Here is a 19,574-nt window from a genome sequence, read left to right as displayed (position 1 = left end):
AAGGTGGTGACCCGTGCCGGTATGGGACGACCTGGTGGGCCAGGAGAAGGTGAGCGTCCAGCTCGCGGCCGCCGCGCGTGACGCCGACACCCTGGTCACCGCGGCCGCCACCGGGGCGCCCGCGCCCGAGGCCTCGAAGATGACGCACGCCTGGCTGTTCACGGGGCCGCCCGGCTCCGGCCGCGCCGACGCCGCGCGCGCCTTCGCCGCCGCCCTGCAGTGCGTGAGCCCCGACCGCGCGCTCGGTGGCGAGCCCGGCTGCGGCTTCTGCGACGGCTGCCACACGAGCCTGATCGGCACCCACGCGGACGTGGAGGTCATCCGCACCGACCTCCTGTCCATCGGCGTCAAGGAGACCCGCGACCTGGTCCGCCGCGCCCAGCTCTCGCCCGCCGTGGGCCGCTGGCAGGTCATCGTCCTGGAGGACGCCGACCGCCTCACCGAAGGCGCGGGCAACGTCCTCCTGAAGGCCGTGGAGGAGCCCGCCCCCCGCACGGTGTGGCTGCTCTGCGCGCCCTCCCTGGAGGACGTGCTGCCCACCATCCGCTCCCGCTGCCGCCACCTGACGCTGCGTACGCCGTCGGTGGACGCGGTCGCCGACATGCTCGTACGCCGCGACGGCGTCGAGCCCGCCGCCGCCGCGGCCGCCGCCCGCGCCACCCAGGGGCACATCGGCCGGGCCCGCCGCCTGGCGACGGACGAGCGCGCGCGGCAGCGCAGGGCCGCCGTGCTCAAGCTGCCGCTGCGGGTCGACGACGTCGGCGGCTGCCTGCGGGCCGCGCAGGAGCTGATCGACACGGCCGCCGAGGAGGCCAAGCAGGTCGCCGAGGACGTCGGCGCCAAGGAGACCGAGGAGCTGAAGGCGGCGCTCGGCGCGGCGCAGGGCGGCCGGATGCCGCGTGGCACGGCAGGCGCGATGAAGGAGCTGGAGGACAAGCAGAAGCGCCGCAAAACCCGTACGCAGCGCGACAGCCTCGACCTGGCCCTGATCGACCTGACCGGGGTCTACCGGGACGTCCTCGCGCTCCAGTTGGGCTCCCGCGTGCAACTGGCCAACACGGAGGTGCAGGACATGCTGGAGCGCCTGGCGCGCGGCACGTCACCGGAGTCCACGCTGCGCCGCATCGAGGCGATCGGCGCCTGCCGCACGGCGCTGGACCGCAATGTGGCACCGCTGCTCGCGGTGGAGGCGATGACGGTGGCGCTGCGGGCGGGGTGAGCGCGGGGGCCACCGGCCCGGGTCACTGACGGGCCACCGGCGCGCGGCGATGCGAACGGCAGGTCACCCAAAAGGGCACGCATGGTGATCGTGTGACGCCGGAGGGTTACTCTCGCCGGATGGGAACCACCAGCCGCGCCCGACGCCCCCGCCCCCCAGGCCGCCCCAGGGCGTCCCGCCCCCGCCGGGGCGTCCTCGCGCTGCTGGCCGCCGCGCTGCTCATCCCCGGCTGCTCGTCGGGCGGTTCGGAAGATCCCTCGGCGAACGTCGCGCTGGCCGCGCTGCCCCGGGCCACGCCGGAACACCTGACGCCGTACTACGACCAGAAGCCGCGCTGGCGGGCCTGCGGAGTGCCCGACTTCGAGTGCGCGACGCTGCGCGTGCCGCGCGACTACGCCGCCCCGGACGCGGGTGACCTGCGCCTCGCCGTGTCCCGCAAGAAGGCGACGGGCAAGGCGAGCGACCGCCTGGGCTCGCTCCTGGTCAACCCGGGCGGCCCCGGCGGCTCGGCGATCGACTACCTCCAGTCGTACGCGGCGCTCGGCTACCCCGGCAAGATCCGCGCCCGCTACGACATGGTGGCCGTCGACCCGCGCGGCGTGGCCCGCAGCGAGCCCGTCACGTGCCTGAACGACCGCGAGATGGACACGTACACGCAGACGGACGTGACACCCGACGACGCGGCCGAGACGAAGGGACTCACCGCGTCCTACCGGAAGTTCACGGCGGGCTGCGAGCGGCGTGCGGGGGGCCTCCTGAAGCACGTCTCCACCGTCGAGACGGCCCGGGACATGGACGTCCTGCGGGCGGCCCTCGGCGACAAGAAGCTGACGTACGTCGGGGCGTCGTACGGCACGTTCCTCGGCGCGACGTACGCCGGGCTCTTCCCCGACCGGGTGGGGCGCCTGGTCCTGGACGGCGCGATGGACCCCTCCCTTTCGGCCCGCCGGATGAACGAGGACCAGACGGCGGGCTTCGAGACGGCCTTCCAGTCGTTCGCGAAGGACTGCGTGCGGCGGGCGGACTGCCCCCTCGGCCGCAAGAGCCCCGCGGACGCGGGCCGCCGCCTGAAGGCCTTCTTCACGGACCTGGACCGCGCCCCGATCCCCGCGGGCGACCCGGGCCCGGCCGGTGGCCGCGCGCTCGGCGAGGCGCTCGCCACCACGGGCGTGATCGCCGCGATGTACGACGAGTCGGCGTGGCCCCAGCTGCGCGACGCCCTGGACGCGGCGATGCGCGATCGCGACGGCTCGGCCCTGCTGGCGCTCTCCGACAGCTACTACGAGCGGGACGGCGACGGCGCGTACTCGAACCTGATGTACGCCAACGCCGCCGTGAACTGTCTGGACCTCCCCCCGTCCTTCGCCTCCCCCCAAGACGTGAAGGCCGCGCTCCCCGCCTTCAGGAAGGCCTCGCCCGTCTTCGGCGAGGGCCTCGCGTGGTCGGCCCTGAACTGCGCGTACTGGCCCGTGAAGGCCACCGGAGAGCCCCACCGCATCGAGGCCAAGGGCGCCGCCCCGATCCTCGTCGTCGGCACCACCCGCGACCCCGCCACCCCCTACCGCTGGGCCAAGGCCCTCGCCTCCCAGCTCTCCTCGGGCCGCCTCCTCACCTACGAGGGCGACGGCCACACGGCGTACGGCCGGGGCAGCCGCTGCGTCGACGACACGATCAACACCTACCTCCTGGAGGGCCGCGCCCCCCGCACGACCAAGCGCTGCGCGTAACCCCAGCTCACACCCCTCCGCGCGCCCGCGCGGAGGGGTGTACGGAGCACCCCCGGAAACTGTGTAGACTTGCTGACGTTGCTGATCGCACCATAGGTGCGGGACGCGCGCCGCCTTAGCTCAGATGGCCAGAGCAACGCACTCGTAATGCGTAGGTCTCGGGTTCGAATCCCGAAGGCGGCTCCACTGGGACCCCAGGTCGTGTAGATCACGGCCTGGGGTCTTTCTGTGTCTCCAGGGGCGCGGGCCCTACTGCAGGTGGGGGGTGCGGTGGGCTGTGGGTGGTGCACAGATTCGTGGGGGGATCCTCGTGCTGAGGCGTTATGTACGGGGTTGGTGGGGGGCTGCCTACGATGCGTGGACGGTGAGAGGGGTGTGCGGATGGGTGTGGGTGGGTTTGGGGAGAGGGAGTCCGTCGGGCGGGGGGAGGGGGAGCCCGTTGGGTTTGGGGCTGTGGCTGGGGTCTGGCCGGGGCGGGTTGCGGTGGTTGAGGGGGATGGGGGTGAGGTGACGTATGGGGAGCTGGCGGGGCGGGTTCATCGGCTGACGCGGGCGCTCGCGCGGCTCGGGGTGCGGCCGGGGGAGTGCGTGGCCGCCATGCTTCCCAACAGCCGGGCCTTCTTCGAACTGCGGCTGGCCACCGGGCAGGCGGGGCTGTACTTCACACCCTTCAGCCACCACTTCACCCCGCCCGAGGTGGAGCACGTGCTCGTTGACAGCGGGGCCCGGGTCGTCGTGGTGGACGTGGGGCTCGTCGAGGTCGCCGGGCCCGCGCTCGATGCCGCGGGGGTGCCGGTCGAGCGGCGGGTCGTGTGGGGCGGCGGCGCGCCCGGCTGGGTGGCGTACGAGGAACTGCTCGCCGCCGAGCCCGCCACGCCACCGGCCGAACCGCGCGCGGGCGGTGTCATGCTCTACACCTCCGGTACGACCGGGCGGCCCAAGGCCGTCCGCAGGCGGCTGCCTGCGGCGCCCCCCGGGCCGAGCCCGTACGAGCTGGACTTCATGGCCCGGTGCGGCGTCGGGCCTGGGCCCTTCACCCAGTTGTGCGCGGCGCCGCTCTACCACGCGGCCCCCGGCCTGTTCGCGAACATGGCGCTCCAGCTCGGTCACACCGTCGTCCTCGCGGAGCGCCCGCGCACGGAGGACTGGCTGCACCTCGTCGACCAGCACGCCGTCGATTTCCTGTTCACCGTGCCCACCGTCCTGCACCGGCTGCTGCGCCTGCCCGCCGAGGTCCGCGCGCGCTACGACACGTCGAGCCTGCGCGCCGTCGTGCACGGGGCCGCGCCGTGCCCACCGGACGTGAAGCGGCGCGCCATCGACTGGTTCGGGCCCGTCCTGTACGAGTTCTATGCGGCCACGGAGGGCGGGGTGACCGCCGTGGACAGCGCGGACTGGCTGGCCAGGCCCGGCACGGTCGGCCTGCCGCTGGCCGAGGTCGCCGTCCGCGTCCTCGACGAGGACGGGCGGCCGCTGCCCCCGGGCGAGACCGGTGCGGTGTTCTTCCGGCCGGTGATTCCCTTTGAGTACCACCAAGACGTCGAGAAGACCCGACGGGCCATGTGTGACGGGTACTTCACCGCTGGCGACCACGGGTATCTCGACGCCGACGGCTGGCTCTTCCTGCGTGACCGGCGCACCGACCTCATCGTCTCCGGGGGCGTGAACGTGTACCCGGCCGAGGTCGAGGCCGTGCTCCTCGCGCACCCCGAGGTCGCCGACGCGGCCGTCGTGGGTGTGCCGGACGAGGAGTGGGGGCAGCGGGTCGGCGCCGTCGTGCGGCCCGAGGCGGGCGCGGACGCCGCCGACGGGCTCGTGGAGCGGCTCGTCGCGCACTGCCGGGGCGCGCTCGCGGGGTTCAAGGTGCCGCGCGTGATCGAGCTGCGCGCGGAGGTGCCCCGGTCGGAGGCCGGGAAGGTGCTGCGGCGGGAGATCCGCATCACGGGCGCGTAGCCCCGGATCGGGGTCAGGAGACCCTCAACCACGCGGTGACGTCCGCGAGTTCGTCGCGGTACAGCCGTTCCGGATCCGCGATCTGGGGGCGGAGCAGGCCGTCGATCTCCAGGGTGACCAGGCCGTGCAGCCGTCCCCACAGGCGCAGGGAGCGGGCGAGCGTCGCGGGGGTGAGCGCCGGGAAGGCCGCGCGCGCCACCTCCGTGAAGGCCGCGTCGAAGTCCCCCCAGGAGTACGGGGATTCGTCGCCCGGCCGCCCCGTCGTGGATCCGGCGTCGGGCCGCCCCCTCGTAGATCCGGCGTCAGGTCGCGCCCTCGTGGATCCGGCGTCGGGCCGCTCCCTCGTGGATCCCGCACCCGGTCGCGGCGCCGTCGCCGCGATCTCCACTATGCCCAGGCACAGTTCGTACTCCGCCTCGGTGCTGTCCGGCGTCCGTGCGTGCGGGCTGCGGCCGCTGAAGAGCAGGCGGAACTCCTGCGGGTGCGCGAGGGCCCACGCGCGGTAGGCGAGGCCGTGTTCCAGGGCGCGGTCCGCGGGCTCCCGCGCGCCGTCGCGGGCCGTGCGCAGATGTGCGGCGAGGGCGCGGTACGCGTCGGCCGCGAGTGCCGCGAGGAGGGCCTCGCGGGTGTCGAAGTAGCTGTAGAAGGTGCCGGGCGCCATGCCCATGTCCCGCGCGATCCCGCGCAGCGCGACGGCGTCGGTACCGCCCTCCACCAGGTGTTTCAGCGCGGTGGCCTTGATCTCGGCGGTGGTCTGGGCGCGGTGGCGCGCGCGTCTGCTCGCGCCTTCCTTCGGGCTGGTCATACGCACCATGGTACGGCGGGCAAAGATTGAACACTGTTTGGAGTTTGGTCGGTGTTCGACATACGGTCGTGGCGTACGGCGGCGGCGCGACCCGCGCCGGGCGCCACCCACCCCTGCTCCGAGGAATGTCATGACCACGCATGCGTATGGATCCGGCCCGATCAAGGGCTACGACGTCGGCCCCCTCCCCATGGAGGCCGCGTTCACCTCGGACTTCCCGCTCGCGGACGGCGTCGGCGTACAGGAGATCGTCGACAAGCAGGAGATCGAACGGCGTGTGATGGACGCGCGGCCCGGCATGTACGCGAAGTACATGCCGAGCCGGTTCGACGCCTTCGGCGGGCGGCACCACACCGGTGGCCGCTACCTCTTCGAGACGTGGGCCGACGTGCTCGACTACGAGCGCTTCACCAGCCAGGAGCTGGAGTTCGAGCCGGGGGTGAAGTTCTGGAGCCGCCCGTTCTTCCTGAACGTCGAGCGGTACATATGGCGGGTCGCCGGGGCCCACCACTTCACGCCGCTCGACGCGCACCGCGTCAGCCGCTTCGAGCGGCTGCGGTACGAGGGCGACGCCGAGGCCGCGCTCGACCGCGCCTGGGGGCGCGTGCGCGACGAGGCCGAGGCGCGGGGCCTGGGCGGCGCCTGGCTCCTGCACCAGCCGGAGCACCGGCTGATCGGCCTGCACACGATCGCCGCGGCGGCCGACGAGCTCGCGGGCGCCTCCTGGCTCGCCCCGCTGCTGCCCGCCGCGCTGCGGACCGAGCCCGTCTTCGACCGGACCAGCGCGCTCCTCTCGCTGTGGCTGCCGAGGTCGCGGCGCGCGGGCGGCGCGCCCTCGGCGTACCCGATGTCGCCGCCGCTGCCGCTGCCGACGGTGGCTCCGCAGGAGGTGTGAGCGCCGGTCCCGGCGAGGGCCCGCGTTGTCAGTGGGGGCGGCTACGGTCCGTTCCCGTGACCCATGTGACTGACACGACCGAAGCCGCCGTGACCGAGACGACCGAAGCCGCGTACCTCGACAGGACCCGTACCTCCTACGACGCCATCGCGGGCGTCGTCCACGAGGAGTGGCGCGACGCGCTGGACTCCTGTCCGCTGTCCCGGGCCATGCTCACCGCGTTCGCGGAGCTGGCGAAGGGGGAGGTCCTCGACGTGGGGTGCGGGACCGGGAAGGTGAGCGCGTACCTGGACGGCCTGGGGGTGGCGACGCGGGGCATCGACCTGTCGCCGGGCATGCTGGCGCTCGCCCGCGCCACCTACCCCCACCTGCGGTTCGACGAGGGCTCGATGACCGCGCTCGACCTGCCGGACGGGGCGGCGGGCGGGGTGGTCGCGTGGTACTCGACGATCCACGTGCCGCCGCGCGACCTGCCCGGCGTCTTCGCCGAGTTCCACCGCGTGCTCGCCCCGGGCGCCCCGCTCCTGCTCGGCTTCCAGGTCGGTGACGAACCCCGCCACTACGACGAGGCGTTCGGGCACGCGGTGGACCTCGACTTCCATCGCTGGCGGCCCGAGAGGATCGCGGACCAGCTGGGGGAGGCCGGTCTCGTCGCGACCGGGCAGCTGGTCCGCGAACCGTACGAGGGGGAGCGGACCCCGCAGGCGTACGTGCTCGCCGCCCGCGAGCCCTACATCCACACCCCGGTCAGGAAGGGGTAGGCGTCGGTCAGCCTGGCCGGGCCCTGCACCAGCTTGCCCTCGCTCACGATGACGAACTCCTCGCCCCTGACGAGGAAGTAGTGCATCTCGTCGTCGACGGAGACGGCGGTGGCGGTGTCGAGGTCCGTCCGGAAGGCGTCAGGGGCGTGCGGCAGGCGGAGTTCGCCGGTGGGGCGCAGCGAGCCGTCGGTGACCACGATGGCCCCGCCGGTGAAGAACGCCACCGTCTCGCCCTTGGCGTCGGCGACGGTGGCCGCCTTCACCGGCAGCTGCTCGCGCAGCTCCCGCGGCAGGATCCGCGGCGTGTCGCTGGCCGACCGCTCGGAGAACTCCAGGAGTTCGTCGCGGATGAGGGCCGCGTGGGTGTGGCCGCTGCCCCTGCGCGCGGTCAGGACGTCCTCGTAGTCGGCGCGGAAGCCCCGGGGCGGCCGGGTGAACTGCTCGCTGATCTTCTTCGGGCCCGCCTCGATGCCGTGGCGCTGCGAGAAGCGGATGAACTCGTCCCCGCGGAAGCCGTCGAACCGCAGGTACGGCGCCTTGGGGTCGGTCACGACCTTCGCCATCGTCTCGAAGACGCCGCCGCCCGCGTCCAGGACGCCCTTGGCTAGTCCCGTAAGGCCGCTGAGGGTGGCGCCGATGGGGCCGCCGTGGCCGGAGACGACCGACGCGGTCAGGGCGTCGAAGCCCTTCGACTCGCCGCGCGCGGGCACCCGTTCCAGGCGCCACGCCTGGGTGCCGAGGTCCTCGCCGAGGGCCGGGTCCGCCTGCTCCAGGGGCGCGTTCGCCTCGTGGCTCCCGCCCTTCACGGCGAGCGCCTTGTCGCTGTAGCCGTTCGTCAGCGTGTACACGTCCTCGTCGAGCTTCCGGGGGCGCCACAGCTGTGAGGCCAGCAGGTCGTCGCGCGACTCCGCGGCGCACTGCTGCACCGCCGCGCCCGCGCGGCCGCGGCCCGCCATGACGTCCATCAAGTACGTGCTGTGCACGTTCCGCAGCGTCCACGCGCCCTCGCGCGCGCTGTGCGGCCGCGCGTGCCACAGCTGGCCGTGCCGTGCCGCGCCTTCGCCGTGCAGGTCCTCCAGTACGACCTTGGCGCTCTGCTTCGCCCCGGCGCCGGGCTGCACGGTCGCGTACATCCCGCTCGCCTCGTTCCTGATGAGGTAGATGCCCTCGGATAACGCTGCCACGTCGGCCTCCTGGTACGTAGGGCTGGTGGGTCGGGCAGGGTGCGGGGGTCAGCCTAGGAGTGGGGGCCGTGATCCCGATACGGCAGGGTTTCGGACGTTATTGACCCTGCAACGAGGCGACCCTCGTCCCTCGCGGGTGCGCCCCAGACCCGCCCCTTCCCGATCCGGGGGCTCCGCCCCCGTGCCCCCGTTTGTCGGCGCTCCGCGCCTCGTCCTCAAACTCCCCCAAGCTCTTAAGGAGCAGGGGGTACCCCCTCGACGGGCTGAAAGTCTCCGGTGCGGGCCGGATACATTCCGCGGGTCCGCAGACGAGATACGGTCCGCACCGGCACCATCCAGCCCGTCCGGCGTTTGAGGACGAGCGCGCCAGCGCGATGAACGGCGAGGCTCCGCGTCAGCGGTTCAGGTAGGCCAGGACGGCCAGGACGCGGCGGTTGGCTGTTTCTGAGGGGGGCAGGGTCAGCTTGGTGAAGATGTTGCCGATGTGTTTGGCGACGGCCTTCTCCGTGATGAACAGGGCCTCCGCGATGCCCGCGTTGGACAGGCCCTGGGCCAGGTTTTCCAGGACCTCGCGTTCGCGCGGGGTGAGCGTGCCGAAGGGCTCGTCGCGGGACCTGCCCGTGACGAGCTCGGCGACGACCTCGGGGTCCATCGCGGTGCCGCCGCCCGCGACGCGCTCGATCGTGGCGACGAACTCGGCGCCGTTGGAGACCCGTTCCTTGAGGATGTAGCCGACCCCTTCGGAGCCCGTCGTCAGCAACTCGTGGGCGTACAAAGGCTCCACGTACTGGGAGAGGAGCAGCACCGGCAGGCCCGGGACCTCGGTGCGGGCGGCGACGGCGGCCCGCAGGCCCTCGTCGGAGAACGTGGGCGGGAGGCGGACGTCCACCACCGCCACGTCGGGCCGCAGCCCGGTGAGCGCGCCGAGCAGGTCGGGGCCGTTGTCGACGGCGGCGACGACCTCGTGGCCGAAGGCCCGCAGGAGCCGGGCGACGCCGTCCCTCAGCAGGAAGTGGTCTTCGGCGAGGACAACGCGCACGGGACCTCCAGGGTCATCAGGGTGGGGCCGCCGACGGGGCTGCTCACGGCGAGGACGCCGTCGAAGTGGGCGAGGCGGCGCTCGATGCCGCGCAGGCCGGTGCCGCGGGCGGGGTCCGCGCCGCCGCGGCCGTCGTCGGTGACCGTGACCCGCAGGGAGCCGTCCTCGTGCCGCAGGTCGATCCAGGCGCGCTCGGCCCCCGCGTGCTTGGCGGCGTTGGCGAGCAGCTCGGAGACCGCGAAGTAGACGGCGGACTCGACCGGGGGCTCGGGGCGGGCGGGCAGGCCGGTCACCACCTCGGTCCGCAACGGGCTGATCATCGCCAGGGAGCGTACGGCATCGGCGAGGCCCCGGTCGGCGAGGACCGGCGGGTGGATGCCCTTGACCAGGTCGCGCAGCTCCTTGAGGGCGGCCGTGGAGGACTGCCGGGCCTCCGCGAGCAGGTCGCGCACGGCGTCGGGGTCGGACTCCAGGAGGTGCTCGGCGGCGTCGAGGGTCATGCCCATCGCGACCAGGCGGGCCTGCGCGCCGTCGTGGAGGTCCCGTTCGATGCGGCGGATCTCGGCGAGCTGTGTGTCGGCGGCGTCGGACCGGGTCGTCCGCAGGTGCTCGACGCGGGCCGCGAGCAGCGCGGCCTCGTCGGGCGCGAGCAGCACGCGCAGATAGCGGGCGTGCTGCCGGACGACCCGCGGGCCCGCCCAGAACAGGGCCAGGGGGAAGGCGAGCGCGGCCAGCACGCCCGCGAGGACCGCCGTGGCCGTGTCGTAGACGGGGATGAAGAGGTACCAGAGGCTGCCCCAGTCGTCGGCGAGACGCGGTCCGAACACGGCGGTGCACATCCCCCACACCCCGCTGAGCAGGAACAGCGTCGGCACGAAGGCCAACACCCCGCCGACGTACGGGTCGACGGTGACCCAGCGCCAGTCCCGGCGGACCTGGCTGCCCCGGTCGAGCAGTTGGGCGCGCAGGTCCGCGGCGGTCTCGGCCCGCGCGTACGCCACGGGGACGTCGACGTCCGACCACTCCTTCGCCAGCGCGCGCTGGCGGTCGGCGAGCGCGCGGGTGGCGCGCACGGCGCCGGGGAGCAGCCGCGCGCCGAGCCCGGTGGTGAGCGTGGCGTACACGAAGCCGAGCCACAGCGACAGCCAGAAGGCGCGCAGCGACAGGCGCCAGAGGGTCAGGGAGCGGCGGAAGCCGGTGAGGCCTATCGGGGTCATGGCGGCCATTATCGAAGGCCGGGCGGCCCGGAGTCGGTGGTGAAAACTCCCCTCTTCGGGCCGTACGTCACAGGGGTGGAGGGCGGCCGTGGGTGGAGGTCAGCGTCGTAGCAGGGCGCGGATCGCCTCCGTGACCGTCGCCGGGGACTCCTCCGCCATGAAGTGGCCGCAGGGCACCGTTCGGTGCACGAGGTCCGGCGCCCACGCGCGCCATCGGCCCGCCGCGTCGAAGCCGAGCGCCGCGCCCCAGTCCTGCTGGAGGACCGTCACCGGCATCCGCAGCCGCCGCCCGGCGGCGCGGTCGGCCGCGTCGTGCTCGACGTCCGCGAAGGACGACGCCCGGAAGTCGGCCACGATGGAGGGGACGGCCTCTCGGCACGCCGCCAGATACGCGGCCCGTGCGTCGGCGGGGAGCGCGTCCGGGTCCTTGGCCCACAGGTCGAGGAAGTGCCCGAAGAACCCGTCCGGGTCCGCCGCGATCATCCGCTCCGGAAGCCCCGGCGGCTGCGCCATCAGATACAGGTGGAAGCCGACGGCCGCGCTCGTGCCGCGCAGCACGTCCCACATGTCGAGCGTCGGCAGCACGTCCAGGGACGCGAGGTGCGTGACCGCCTCCGGGTGGTCGAGCCCCGCCCGGATCGCCACGAGGGCGCCCCGGTCGTGGCCCGCGAGCGCGAACCGCTCGTGCCCGAGCGCCCGGGCCAGCGCCACGACGTCCGCCGCCATGGTGCGCTTGGCGTACGTCTGTCCGTCGGCGGCCTCGGCCGGTTTGTCGCTGGCGCCGTAGCCGCGCAGGTCGGGGACGATGACGGCGTGGTCGGCCGCGAGGTCCGCCGCCACGTGGCGCCACATGAGGCGGGTCTGCGGGAAGCCGTGCAGGAGGACGACGGCCGGTCCTGCCGGGTCGCCGCCGACGGCCACGCTCAGGTGGACGCCGTCGGCGACCGGTACGCGGTGCTCGGCGAAGCCTTCGATGCGGGGCCCGGGGGCGGTGGATGCGTGGTCGCGGTGCGTGTCGCGGGTGCTGGATGTCATGCGGCCAGCGTGCGGGGCGCGAATCAGCACTGGATCAGCGAGGGATCCGGCGAGGGGCCTGGCTCTGGGGGTGTGCCGGTGCGCGCTGAGCCACCGGGTTCCTGCGGGTACGTTGAAGGGGTGCCGGAGGAGGAAAAGGCGACGTCGGAGGCGGTGCCGGGGCCCGTGCCCGACGCCGTGGCGTTCCAGGTGCTCGGGCCGTTCGGCGCCCGTGACGGCCAGGGGCGCGCCCTCGGCCTGAAGGGCCCGCGGCACCGCGCCGTGCTCGCCCGGCTGATCGTCGCCCGGCGCAGGACCGTGCCCGTGAGCTGGCTCGTCGACGACCTGTGGGACGAGCCGCCGCCGACCGCCGTCGGCACGATCCGCACGTTCGTGGGGGCCCTGCGCAAGGCCCTCGAACCGGGGCGGGCCAAGCGGGCGCCCGCCCGCCTCCTGGTGACGGCGGGACCGGGCTACGCGCTGCTCGCCGCGCCGGACGCGGTGGACGCGTGGCGGTTCGAGTCGGCCGTACGGGACGCGGGGCGGCTCCTCGACGGCGGCGGCCCGGTGCCCCTGGCCGCGCTCGCCGCCCTGGACGACGCGCTCGCCCTGTGGCGCGGCCCCGCCTACGCCGAGTGGGCCGACGCCGACTGGGCCCGCGCGGAGGTGGCCCGCCTGGACGGCCTTCGCCTGCTCGCCGTCGAGCGCCGCGCCCGCCTCGCCCTCGCCGTCGGCCGGGCCGCCGAGGCGGTCCTGGACCTGGAGTCCCACGCCGAGGCCCACCCCTGGCGGGAGGAGGCGTGGGAACTGCTCGCCCGCGCCCTGTACCGGGCGGGACGCCAGGGGGACGCCCTCACCGTGCTGCGCCGGGCACGCGCGACCCTCGCGGGGGAGCTGGGCGTGGACCCGGGGGAGGGGCTGCGGCGCGCGGAGGCGGAAATCCTGGCCCAGGCGGTGCCTGGGCCAGGGGAGGGCGGCTCCGGGGAGGTCCCGGGCACTGCGGCGCTCCCCGGCGTGGGGGACGGGGCGGTCCCCGGCGGGTCCGAGGACGGGGCGGTCGCAGGCGGGCCCGCCGTGCCGTCCGCCGCCGTGCTGTCCGCCGACACGTCGTCCGCCGCTGTGCCGTCTGCCGCCGTGCCGGGCGTGGTCGCTCCGGGCGCGCGGGATGCTGAGGTGCCAGCTGTACGGGATGCTGAGGTGCCAGCCGTACGGGGTGCGGCGGCCTCGGTCTCGCGGGAAGCGATGGCCCCGGGCGCGCGGGACGCGGCGGCCCCAGTCGCGCGGGGCGCGGCGGTCTCCGGCGTGGGGGACGGGGCGGTCCCCGGCGGATCCCACGACGCGTCGTCCGCCGCCGTGCCGGGCGCGGTCGCTCCGGTCGCGCGGGACGCTGAGGTCCCAGCCGTAGACGCAGCGGCTCCGGTCGTGCGGGACCCTGCGGTCCCAGCCGTACGGGGCGCGACGACCCCGGTCGCGCGGGAAGCGGCGGCCCCGGACGCCCGGGACGCGGCGGCCCCGGACGCCCGCGGCGCGGCGGCTCCGGGTGCGGCGGGCGTCGCCGGGCTGTTCGGTCGGGGTGCCGAGACCGCTGTCCTCGAAGCCGCCGCGCACGCCGCCCTGCGCGCGGGCCGGTTCACCCTCGCCCTGCTCTCCGGCGAGGCGGGCGCGGGCAAGACCGCGCTGGCGGGGGAGCTCGCGGGACGCCTCGGCGCGGCGGGCTGGACAGTGGCCTGGGGGCGGGTGCCGGAAGGGGAGGCCGTCCCGGCGGGGTGGCCCTGGACGGAGGCGCTGACGGAACTCGGCCTTCCGGTAGGGGAGTTCGCCCGGCCCGGGGGCGGCGACCCCGTCGCGCCGCGGCTGCGGCGGCGCCGGTGGGTGGGCGAGCGGCTCGCCTCCCTGGCCGCGCGCGGGCGGCCGCTGCTGCTCGTCCTCGACGATCTGCACTGGGCCGACGAGGAGTCCCTCGACCTCCTCGCCGGGCTCGCGACGGCGCCGCCCGCCGCGCCCGTGCTCGCCGTCGGCACCTACCGCGACACCGAAGTCCCGCCCGCGCTCGGCGAGTTCCTGGGGCGTGCGGCGCGCGCCGAGCCGGTGCGGGTGCGCGTGGGCGGCCTCGCCGAAGGCCCCGTACGGGACCTGGTGGCGGCCGTCTCCGGGCGGGACGTCGACGCCGCGACCGCCCGCGCCGTGCGCCGCCGCAGCGGCGGCAACCCCTTCTTCGTCCGCGAACTGGCCCGGCTCTACGCCGCCGACGGCGCCGCGGCCCTCTCCGGAGTCCCCGTCGGCGTACGGGACGTCGTCCGCGCCCGCCTCGGCACGCTTCCGCAGGAGGCGCGCACGGTGCTGCGGCTCGCCGCCGTCGTCGGGGCCGAGGCCGACCTGGACGTGCTGTGCGCGCTCACCGGTGACGAGGAGCTCGTCCTGGACGCGGTGGAGGCGGCGGCCGCGGCCGGGTTCCTCGCCGCGCCCGAAGAGGCCGCCGAACAGGTGCGGTTCGCCCACGCGCTGGTCCACGAGACGGTGTACGACGACCTGTCGCGGCCGCGCCGCGCCCGGCTGCACACGGCGGTCGCCGAGACCCTGGAGCGGCTGCGCCCCGACGCCGCCGACGCCCTCGCCCACCACTACCTCAGCGCGGGCACGCGCGCCACGGCCGCCCGCGCCGTCACCCACGCGAGCCGCGCGGCCCGCCGCGCCGAGGCCGCGGGAGCGCCGCACCGGGCCCGGCGGCTCTGGGGCGCGGCCCTCGACGCGTACGACCGCGGGGCGGCGCAGCGGGACCCCGCCGAGCGCCTCACCCTGCTCATGGGCCTCGTCCGGGGCCTCGCCGTCACCGGCGGCCTCGCGGCGGCCCGACGGTACCGGGCCGAGGCGCTCGCCGCCGCCGAGGCCGACGGCGACCCGGCCCTCACGGCTCGCGTCATCGGCGCCTTCGACGTACCCGGCATCTGGGCCCGCAACGACGACGAGGAGCTGTCCCGCCGCGTCGTGGCCGCCGCCCGGCGGGCCCTCGACGCGCTGCCCGACGACGGGACGCGGGCCCGCCGGGTCACCCGCTGCCGCCTCCTGAGCGCCATCGCCATGGAGACGCGCGGGGACACCACGGGCGCGGGCGTCGCCGCGGCCCGCGCGGCGGAGGCGCCCGCGCGGGACCTGGTCACCGGGGCGGGCGCCGACGGCGAACGCCCGGAGCAGGACGCCGCGTTGCTCGCCTACGCGCTCAACGGGCGCTTCCTGCACACCTTCCACCGCCCCGGACTCGCCCGCGAGCGCGCCCGCATCGGGGCGGACCTGGTCGCCCTCGCCGCCCGCCACGGGCTCGTCGGCTTCGAGGTCCTCGGCCACCTCATGCTGATCCAGGCGCACGCCGCCCGCGCCGAGTTCGCCCGCGCCGACGCCGCCGCGGCCGCCGCGGACCGGCTCGCCGAGCGGTACGGCCTTCCGCTCGTGGGCGTGTTCACGTCCTGGTACGCCGCGCTGCGCGCCGCCGTCGCCGGGCGCGCTGAGGAGGCGGAGGCCGCGTACCGCGGTGCCGCCGGGCGGCTGCGCGGCAGCGGGATGAGCGGCATGCCGGAGGACGAACTGCTGCGCCTCGCCCTGCGGTGCCTCGGCTTGGTGGAGGACGCCGAGGTGCCCGACGCGGGGCAGCTCCTCGACGTGCGGCTGTGCCTGGACGCCCGCGCCGCCGTGCGCTCCGGGGACGCGGTGGCCATGGCGGACGCGTACCGCAGGTTGCTGCCCGCCGGGGACGAGCTGGCGGGCGCGGGCAGCGGCCTCGTCGCGCTCGGGCCCGTCGCCCAGGAGCTCGGGGACCTGGCCGTGGCCCTGGGGCGCCCCGCCGCCGCCCACTACCGCACCGCCCTCGCCGTCGCCGAACGCGCCGGGGCCCCGCACTGGGCGGCCACCGCCCGGGCCGCGCTCACGGCGGTGCGAGGATGCGGCGATGAACTCTGAGGACGCGACGGCCACAACGGACGCAACGACCACAGCGGCATCCGCGGAGACGGTGACGTACATACGCTTCGAATCCCCGCAGCGCCATGAACGCGGCCACTTCCCCGGCGTGTTCGCCCTCGCCAACGGGCTCGCGCGGTCCGGGCGGCTGACCGCCGCGCAGTGGCGCTTCTGGCGCGAGGGCAACGACTGGTACGACGCCGCGTACCCGAAGCCCGACGCGTCCTTCTACGACCCCGAGCGGTATCCCGGCGCCGTCGCCTGGTTCAAGACCACCGCCACGCACCTCATCGAGCGGGTCCCCGGATACCTGGAGCTCCTCGCCGCGCACGGCGTGCCGTGCCGCGAGGTGCGCTCCGCCGATCCCGGGCGGGTGATCTACGAGGACGACGTCCAGGTCGTCGTCGTACCGCACGGCTGAACCGGCGGACCGCACGGCCGCGGGTTATGAGGATCCTGTCAGGGCGCTGACAAGCCGACCGGAATCGTGCGGCGGCCACCTATGCTCGGCGCATGTGCGCATTTGTCCTGGTCGCGGAGGACGACGAGAAGCAGGCCGACCTCATCCGCCGCTATCTGGAGCGTGAGGGGCACACCGTCGGCGTGGCCCACGACGGGCGCACCGCCCTGGAGCGGGTCCGGCTGCACGACCCCGACCTGCTGATCCTCGACGTGATGATGCCGGAGATCGACGGGCTCGGCGTGACCCGCGTGCTGCGCGCGGCACCGGCGCCCGGCACCGAGGCGGCCGGGCGCGGCACCGGCACGCTGCCCATCCTCATGCTCACCGCCCGCTCCACCGAGGACGACCTGCTGCTCGGCCTCGACCTCGGCGCCGACGACTACCTCACCAAGCCCTACAGCCCCCGCGAGCTGATGGCCCGCGTCCGCACCCTGCTGCGCCGCGCCAGCGGGGCCGCGCACAGCCCGGCGCCCGAGGCGGACGCGCGGGTGCTGCGCGCGGGCGGCCTCGTCGTGGACGCGCTGCGGCACGAGGTGACCGTGGACGGGCAGCGCGTGGAGTGCACGCCGGGCGAGTTCGAGCTGCTGGCGGCCATGGCGGCGGAGCCGGAGCGGGTGTTCACGCGCCCCCAGCTGCTCGACCGGATCCACGGCTCGTCGGGGTACATATCCGTGCGCACCGTCGACGTCCACGTACTGAATCTGCGCAAGAAGATCGAGGCCAATCCGCGCACCCCGCGCCGCCTCGTCACCGTCTTCGGGGTGGGGTACAAGCTCGTCGCGTACCGGGATCCGGCCCGTCGTGAGGCGTGAGACCAGGGCCGGGACCGAGGCCAAGGCCAAGGCCGGGAAGCGTGGGGCGGGGGCGCCGGGCGACGCCCCGGTCCGTACCCGCGTACCCGTGCGCAAGAGCCTGCTCACGCGGCTGCTCGCGGTGTCCGTCCTCGTCTCCGTGCTGTCGATCGCCGCCACCGCCTGGCTCGCCGCGCAGACCACGTCGGGGGCCATCCGGCAGGAACAGGGCCAGGTGCTCGCCGACGACGCGCGGATCTACGACCGGCTCCTCGGCCTCGCCGCGGGCACGCCCAACTGGCGCGGCGCGGGCCGCACCGTGCGCGAGCTCTCCCAGGAGACGGGGCGGCGCATCGCCCTGACCACCCAGGACCGCGAGGTCATCGCCGACTCGGCGGCGGGCGGCAAGGGCGGCCCGCCCGGCTCCCGGCTGCCCGCGCGGGCCTCGGCGGTCGTCGACCCGCTGGCCGTGGACTCGACGCTGGCCGCGGGGCGCGACGCCGACAGGGCGGTCGGCCTCGGCGGCGACGCGGGCATCGACAGCGGCACGGGCGCCGTCGACCGCATCGACCCGCGCGCCGTGGGGCCGTTCCGGCTCCCCGCGCACGAGCGGGCCGACCTGCGGGCCCTCGCGGAGAAGGTCGTCGGCTGCGCCCAGGACGCCGGTACGACGGTGAAGAGCGTGGAGGGGCCGAGCGGCCGCCCGTACCTGGAGATGGCGGGCGAGGGCAGCGACTTCATGGAGTACCGGTGCGGCGCCATCGCCCTGAACGAACCGACGGCCACCGAGCGCAAGGCCCTCGACAAGGTCAGCAAGCTCGCCGGCGCGTGCATGCGCCGCAAGGGCAGCGAGCCCGTGAAACTAGGCCTGACCATCTCGCGCGGCGGCTCGCCCTGGCTGTACGCGACCTCGGGCTCCGGCAGCGGCGTGAAGTCGCCGGTCGCGCCCCCCAAGGAGGCCGCCGTCGGCGGTGTGGTCCCGGCGCCCGCGCCGTCCGTCACCGGGCCCACCTCGGCCAACGACCCCGTCGCCGCGCTCGCCGCCAACTGCGTGGACAGCGCGCGCCGCGAACAGCTCGGCCCGTACGTCTCCTCGCCCGCGCTGCTCTTCATCACCAGTCCCGACGGCAGCCGCCCCTCCGCGAGCGGCTTCCGGCTCTCCGGCGCCAACACCGCGCGGCTCGTCGGGCTCGCCGCGGTCGTGCTCGCCCTGACCGTCGCCGTCACCGCCTTCGCCGCGACCCGGCTCACCCGGCCGCTGCGCGCGCTCACCATGGCCACGCAGCGCCTGAAGACCGGCGAGGCCACCGAGCCGGTGCCCGCCCGCTCGGCGGGCGAGATCAGCCAGCTCGCGGCTGCCTTCAACGACATGGCGGCGCACCGCAAGGCCCTGGAGGAGCAGCGCAAGGCCATGGTCAGCGACGTCGCGCACGAGCTGCGTACGCCTCTTTCGAACATCCGGGGGTGGCTGGAGGCCGCCGAGGACGGGGTCGTCGCCACCGACCCCGAACTCGTCACCTCGCTCCTGGAGGAGGCGCTGCTGCTCCAGCACATCGTCAACGACCTCCAGGACCTCGCGGCCGCCGACGCCGGGACGCTGCGGCTGCACCGGGAGCCCGCCTGCGCCGCCGACCTCGCCGAGCAGGTTGTGGCCGCGCACCAGGCGCGGGCGGACGCGGCGGGCGTTCGTCTCCTCGCCCGCGCGGAGGGCGACCCGTGGCTGACCGCCGACCCGCTGCGGCTGCGGCAGGCCATCGGGAACCTCGTCTCCAACGCGGTCCGGCACACGCCCGCCGGGGGCAGCGTCACCGTCACCTCCCGGGTCGTCTCCGGGCGGGTGGCCATCGCGGTCGCGGACACGGGGGTCGGGATCTCCGCGGCGGATCTTCCGCACGTCTTCGACCGGTTCTGGCGCGCGGACAAGTCGCGTACGCGGGCCACGGGGGGGAGTGGGCTGGGGCTGGCCATCGTGCGTGACCTTGTGCGGGCGCATGGCGGGACGGTCTCCGCCGAGAGCGACCCCGGCCAAGGCACCACCTTCACCCTCTACTTCCCCATCACCTAACCCAACCCCCACCCACCCGTTCCTGCCCGGCGACCAGGCCGGGCCCCGCCCTAGCGGCTCCCCCGCCGTCCCCAAGGGGTGGGTGGGCGGGGAAAACCAGCCAGTGACCGGCGGACGACAGCGGTGCGTAAGCCGAGAGCACGTATTGAGCCCGTCCGGCGTTTGAGGACGAGCGCGTTAGCGCGGTGGTGTGACCTGAGCCGTTGGGGGAGCGCGCGGTGCTTTGAGCCCGGGCCGTAGGGGAGAGGGCGGGTGGGTGGGGGAGAAGCCTCTCGAGCCGCGGTAGCGGGAGGGTGGTGGGGCTCAGCCCTACCGTTCGAGGCCAGGGGCCAGCTTGGGCGGACCCGGCCGCGGCGGCGACACTCCCCCGAGCCACGCGCCAAGCGCATGCACCGTCGGGGCCAGGTCCGATGCAGGGATCAGATCAGGCCTCGCCAACAGATGGCTAACATGTGCCCAACGGCCCCCGTTTTGGCGTGGCCGCGACAGC

At 75.1% G+C, this 19,574-nt stretch carries 14 protein-coding genes and 1 tRNA gene; 10 read left to right on the top strand and 5 right to left on the bottom strand.

Annotated features, from left to right (window positions below):
• Positions 1–13 precede the first annotated feature (13 nt).
• The 4 genes from ACIG3E_RS04190 to ACIG3E_RS04175 all read left to right on the top strand — a co-directional run bounded on the left by ACIG3E_RS04190 (position 14) and on the right by ACIG3E_RS04175 (position 4,899).
• Positions 14–1,219, top strand: coding sequence for a DNA polymerase III subunit delta' (locus tag ACIG3E_RS04190; protein WP_399611015.1), 1,206 nt, complete (start codon positions 14–16; stop codon positions 1,217–1,219).
• 119 nt (positions 1,220–1,338) lie between these two features.
• Complete coding sequence (locus tag ACIG3E_RS04185) at positions 1,339–2,946, top strand: alpha/beta hydrolase (protein WP_399611012.1); 1,608 nt, start codon at positions 1,339–1,341, stop codon at positions 2,944–2,946.
• Positions 2,947–3,055: 109 nt separating this feature from the next.
• Positions 3,056–3,132, top strand: a tRNA-Thr gene (locus tag ACIG3E_RS04180).
• A 195-nt stretch (positions 3,133–3,327) separates the two neighbouring features.
• Positions 3,328–4,899 carry an AMP-binding protein gene (locus tag ACIG3E_RS04175; protein WP_399611010.1) on the top strand — a complete coding sequence of 524 codons (1,572 nt, stop codon included), beginning with the start codon at positions 3,328–3,330 and terminating at the stop codon, positions 4,897–4,899.
• A 13-nt stretch (positions 4,900–4,912) separates the two neighbouring features.
• Here the strand turns inward: ACIG3E_RS04175 and ACIG3E_RS04170 are convergent, their stop codons facing one another.
• Positions 4,913–5,704: a TetR/AcrR family transcriptional regulator gene (locus ACIG3E_RS04170; protein WP_399611008.1), complete on the bottom strand. Its 792-nt coding sequence runs from the start codon at positions 5,702–5,704 to the stop codon at positions 4,913–4,915.
• A gap of 130 nt (positions 5,705–5,834) precedes the next feature.
• Here ACIG3E_RS04170 and ACIG3E_RS04165 point away from each other — a divergent pair, with 130 nt between their 5' ends.
• Both ACIG3E_RS04165 and ACIG3E_RS04160 read left to right on the top strand, forming a co-directional pair.
• Complete coding sequence (locus ACIG3E_RS04165; protein WP_399611006.1) at positions 5,835–6,599, top strand: hypothetical protein; 765 nt, start codon at positions 5,835–5,837, stop codon at positions 6,597–6,599.
• A gap of 56 nt (positions 6,600–6,655) precedes the next feature.
• Positions 6,656–7,360 carry a methyltransferase domain-containing protein gene (locus tag ACIG3E_RS04160; protein ID WP_399611004.1) on the top strand — a complete coding sequence of 235 codons (705 nt, stop codon included), beginning with the start codon at positions 6,656–6,658 and terminating at the stop codon, positions 7,358–7,360.
• Here the strand turns inward: ACIG3E_RS04160 and ACIG3E_RS04155 are convergent.
• From ACIG3E_RS04155 to ACIG3E_RS04140, 4 genes are all read right to left on the bottom strand, one after another.
• Positions 7,330–8,544, bottom strand: coding sequence for an RICIN domain-containing protein (locus ACIG3E_RS04155; RefSeq protein ID WP_399611001.1), 1,215 nt, complete (start codon positions 8,542–8,544; stop codon positions 7,330–7,332). The genes ACIG3E_RS04160 and ACIG3E_RS04155 overlap by 31 nt on opposite strands.
• 394 nt (positions 8,545–8,938) lie before the next feature.
• On the bottom strand, positions 8,939–9,583 hold the full coding sequence (locus ACIG3E_RS04150) for a LuxR C-terminal-related transcriptional regulator (protein WP_399611000.1): 645 nt from the start codon (positions 9,581–9,583) through the stop codon (positions 8,939–8,941).
• Positions 9,547–10,800 carry a histidine kinase gene (locus ACIG3E_RS04145; protein ID WP_399610997.1) on the bottom strand — a complete coding sequence of 418 codons (1,254 nt, stop codon included), beginning with the start codon at positions 10,798–10,800 and terminating at the stop codon, positions 9,547–9,549. Before ACIG3E_RS04145 ends, ACIG3E_RS04150 begins: the two co-directional genes overlap by 37 nt.
• Before the next feature lie 99 nt (positions 10,801–10,899).
• Positions 10,900–11,835, bottom strand: coding sequence for an alpha/beta fold hydrolase (locus ACIG3E_RS04140; protein ID WP_399610994.1), 936 nt, complete (start codon positions 11,833–11,835; stop codon positions 10,900–10,902).
• Positions 11,836–11,955: 120 nt separating this feature from the next.
• Between ACIG3E_RS04140 and ACIG3E_RS04135 the strand changes: the two genes are divergently transcribed.
• From ACIG3E_RS04135 to ACIG3E_RS04120, 4 genes are all read left to right on the top strand, one after another.
• Positions 11,956–15,765, top strand: a complete 3,810-nt coding sequence (locus ACIG3E_RS04135; RefSeq protein ID WP_399610991.1) for a BTAD domain-containing putative transcriptional regulator — start codon at positions 11,956–11,958, stop codon at positions 15,763–15,765.
• Positions 15,755–16,186: a hypothetical protein gene (locus tag ACIG3E_RS04130; RefSeq protein WP_399610989.1), complete on the top strand. Its 432-nt coding sequence runs from the start codon at positions 15,755–15,757 to the stop codon at positions 16,184–16,186. Before ACIG3E_RS04135 ends, ACIG3E_RS04130 begins: the two co-directional genes overlap by 11 nt.
• Before the next feature lie 92 nt (positions 16,187–16,278).
• The gene (locus ACIG3E_RS04125; protein ID WP_399610987.1) at positions 16,279–17,040 is read left to right on the top strand and encodes a response regulator transcription factor; all 762 of its coding nucleotides are present in this window, start codon (positions 16,279–16,281) and stop codon (positions 17,038–17,040) included.
• A complete protein-coding gene (locus ACIG3E_RS04120) occupies positions 17,030–19,084 on the top strand; it encodes a sensor histidine kinase (RefSeq protein WP_399610985.1) in 2,055 nt (684 codons plus the stop codon). Before ACIG3E_RS04125 ends, ACIG3E_RS04120 begins: the two co-directional genes overlap by 11 nt.
• Positions 19,085–19,574: the final 490 nt, after the last annotated feature.

This window comes from Streptomyces sp. NPDC053474, from assembly GCF_044544845.1.
In the GTDB taxonomy this organism is placed as follows: Bacteria; Actinomycetota; Actinomycetes; order Streptomycetales; family Streptomycetaceae; genus Streptomyces.
Note: the sequence above shows the minus strand (reverse complement) of the source record. Positions and strands in the feature narration are given on the sequence as shown.

Bases quoted from the DNA above. Each gene is read 5' to 3' on its own strand.
- ACIG3E_RS04185 (WP_399611012.1), top strand. From the start codon at position 1,339: ATGGGAACCACCAGCCGCGCCCGACGCCCCCGCCCCCCAGGCCGCCCC.
- ACIG3E_RS04175 (WP_399611010.1), top strand. From the start codon at position 3,328: ATGGGTGTGGGTGGGTTTGGGGAGAGGGAGTCCGTCGGGCGGGGGGAG.
- ACIG3E_RS04170 (WP_399611008.1), bottom strand. From the start codon at position 5,704: ATGACCAGCCCGAAGGAAGGCGCGAGCAGACGCGCGCGCCACCGCGCC.
- ACIG3E_RS04165 (WP_399611006.1), top strand. From the start codon at position 5,835: ATGACCACGCATGCGTATGGATCCGGCCCGATCAAGGGCTACGACGTC.
- ACIG3E_RS04145 (WP_399610997.1), bottom strand. From the start codon at position 10,800: ATGACCCCGATAGGCCTCACCGGCTTCCGCCGCTCCCTGACCCTCTGG.
- ACIG3E_RS04140 (WP_399610994.1), bottom strand. From the start codon at position 11,835: ATGACATCCAGCACCCGCGACACGCACCGCGACCACGCATCCACCGCC.
- ACIG3E_RS04130 (WP_399610989.1), top strand. From the start codon at position 15,755: ATGAACTCTGAGGACGCGACGGCCACAACGGACGCAACGACCACAGCG.
- ACIG3E_RS04125 (WP_399610987.1), top strand. From the start codon at position 16,279: ATGTGCGCATTTGTCCTGGTCGCGGAGGACGACGAGAAGCAGGCCGAC.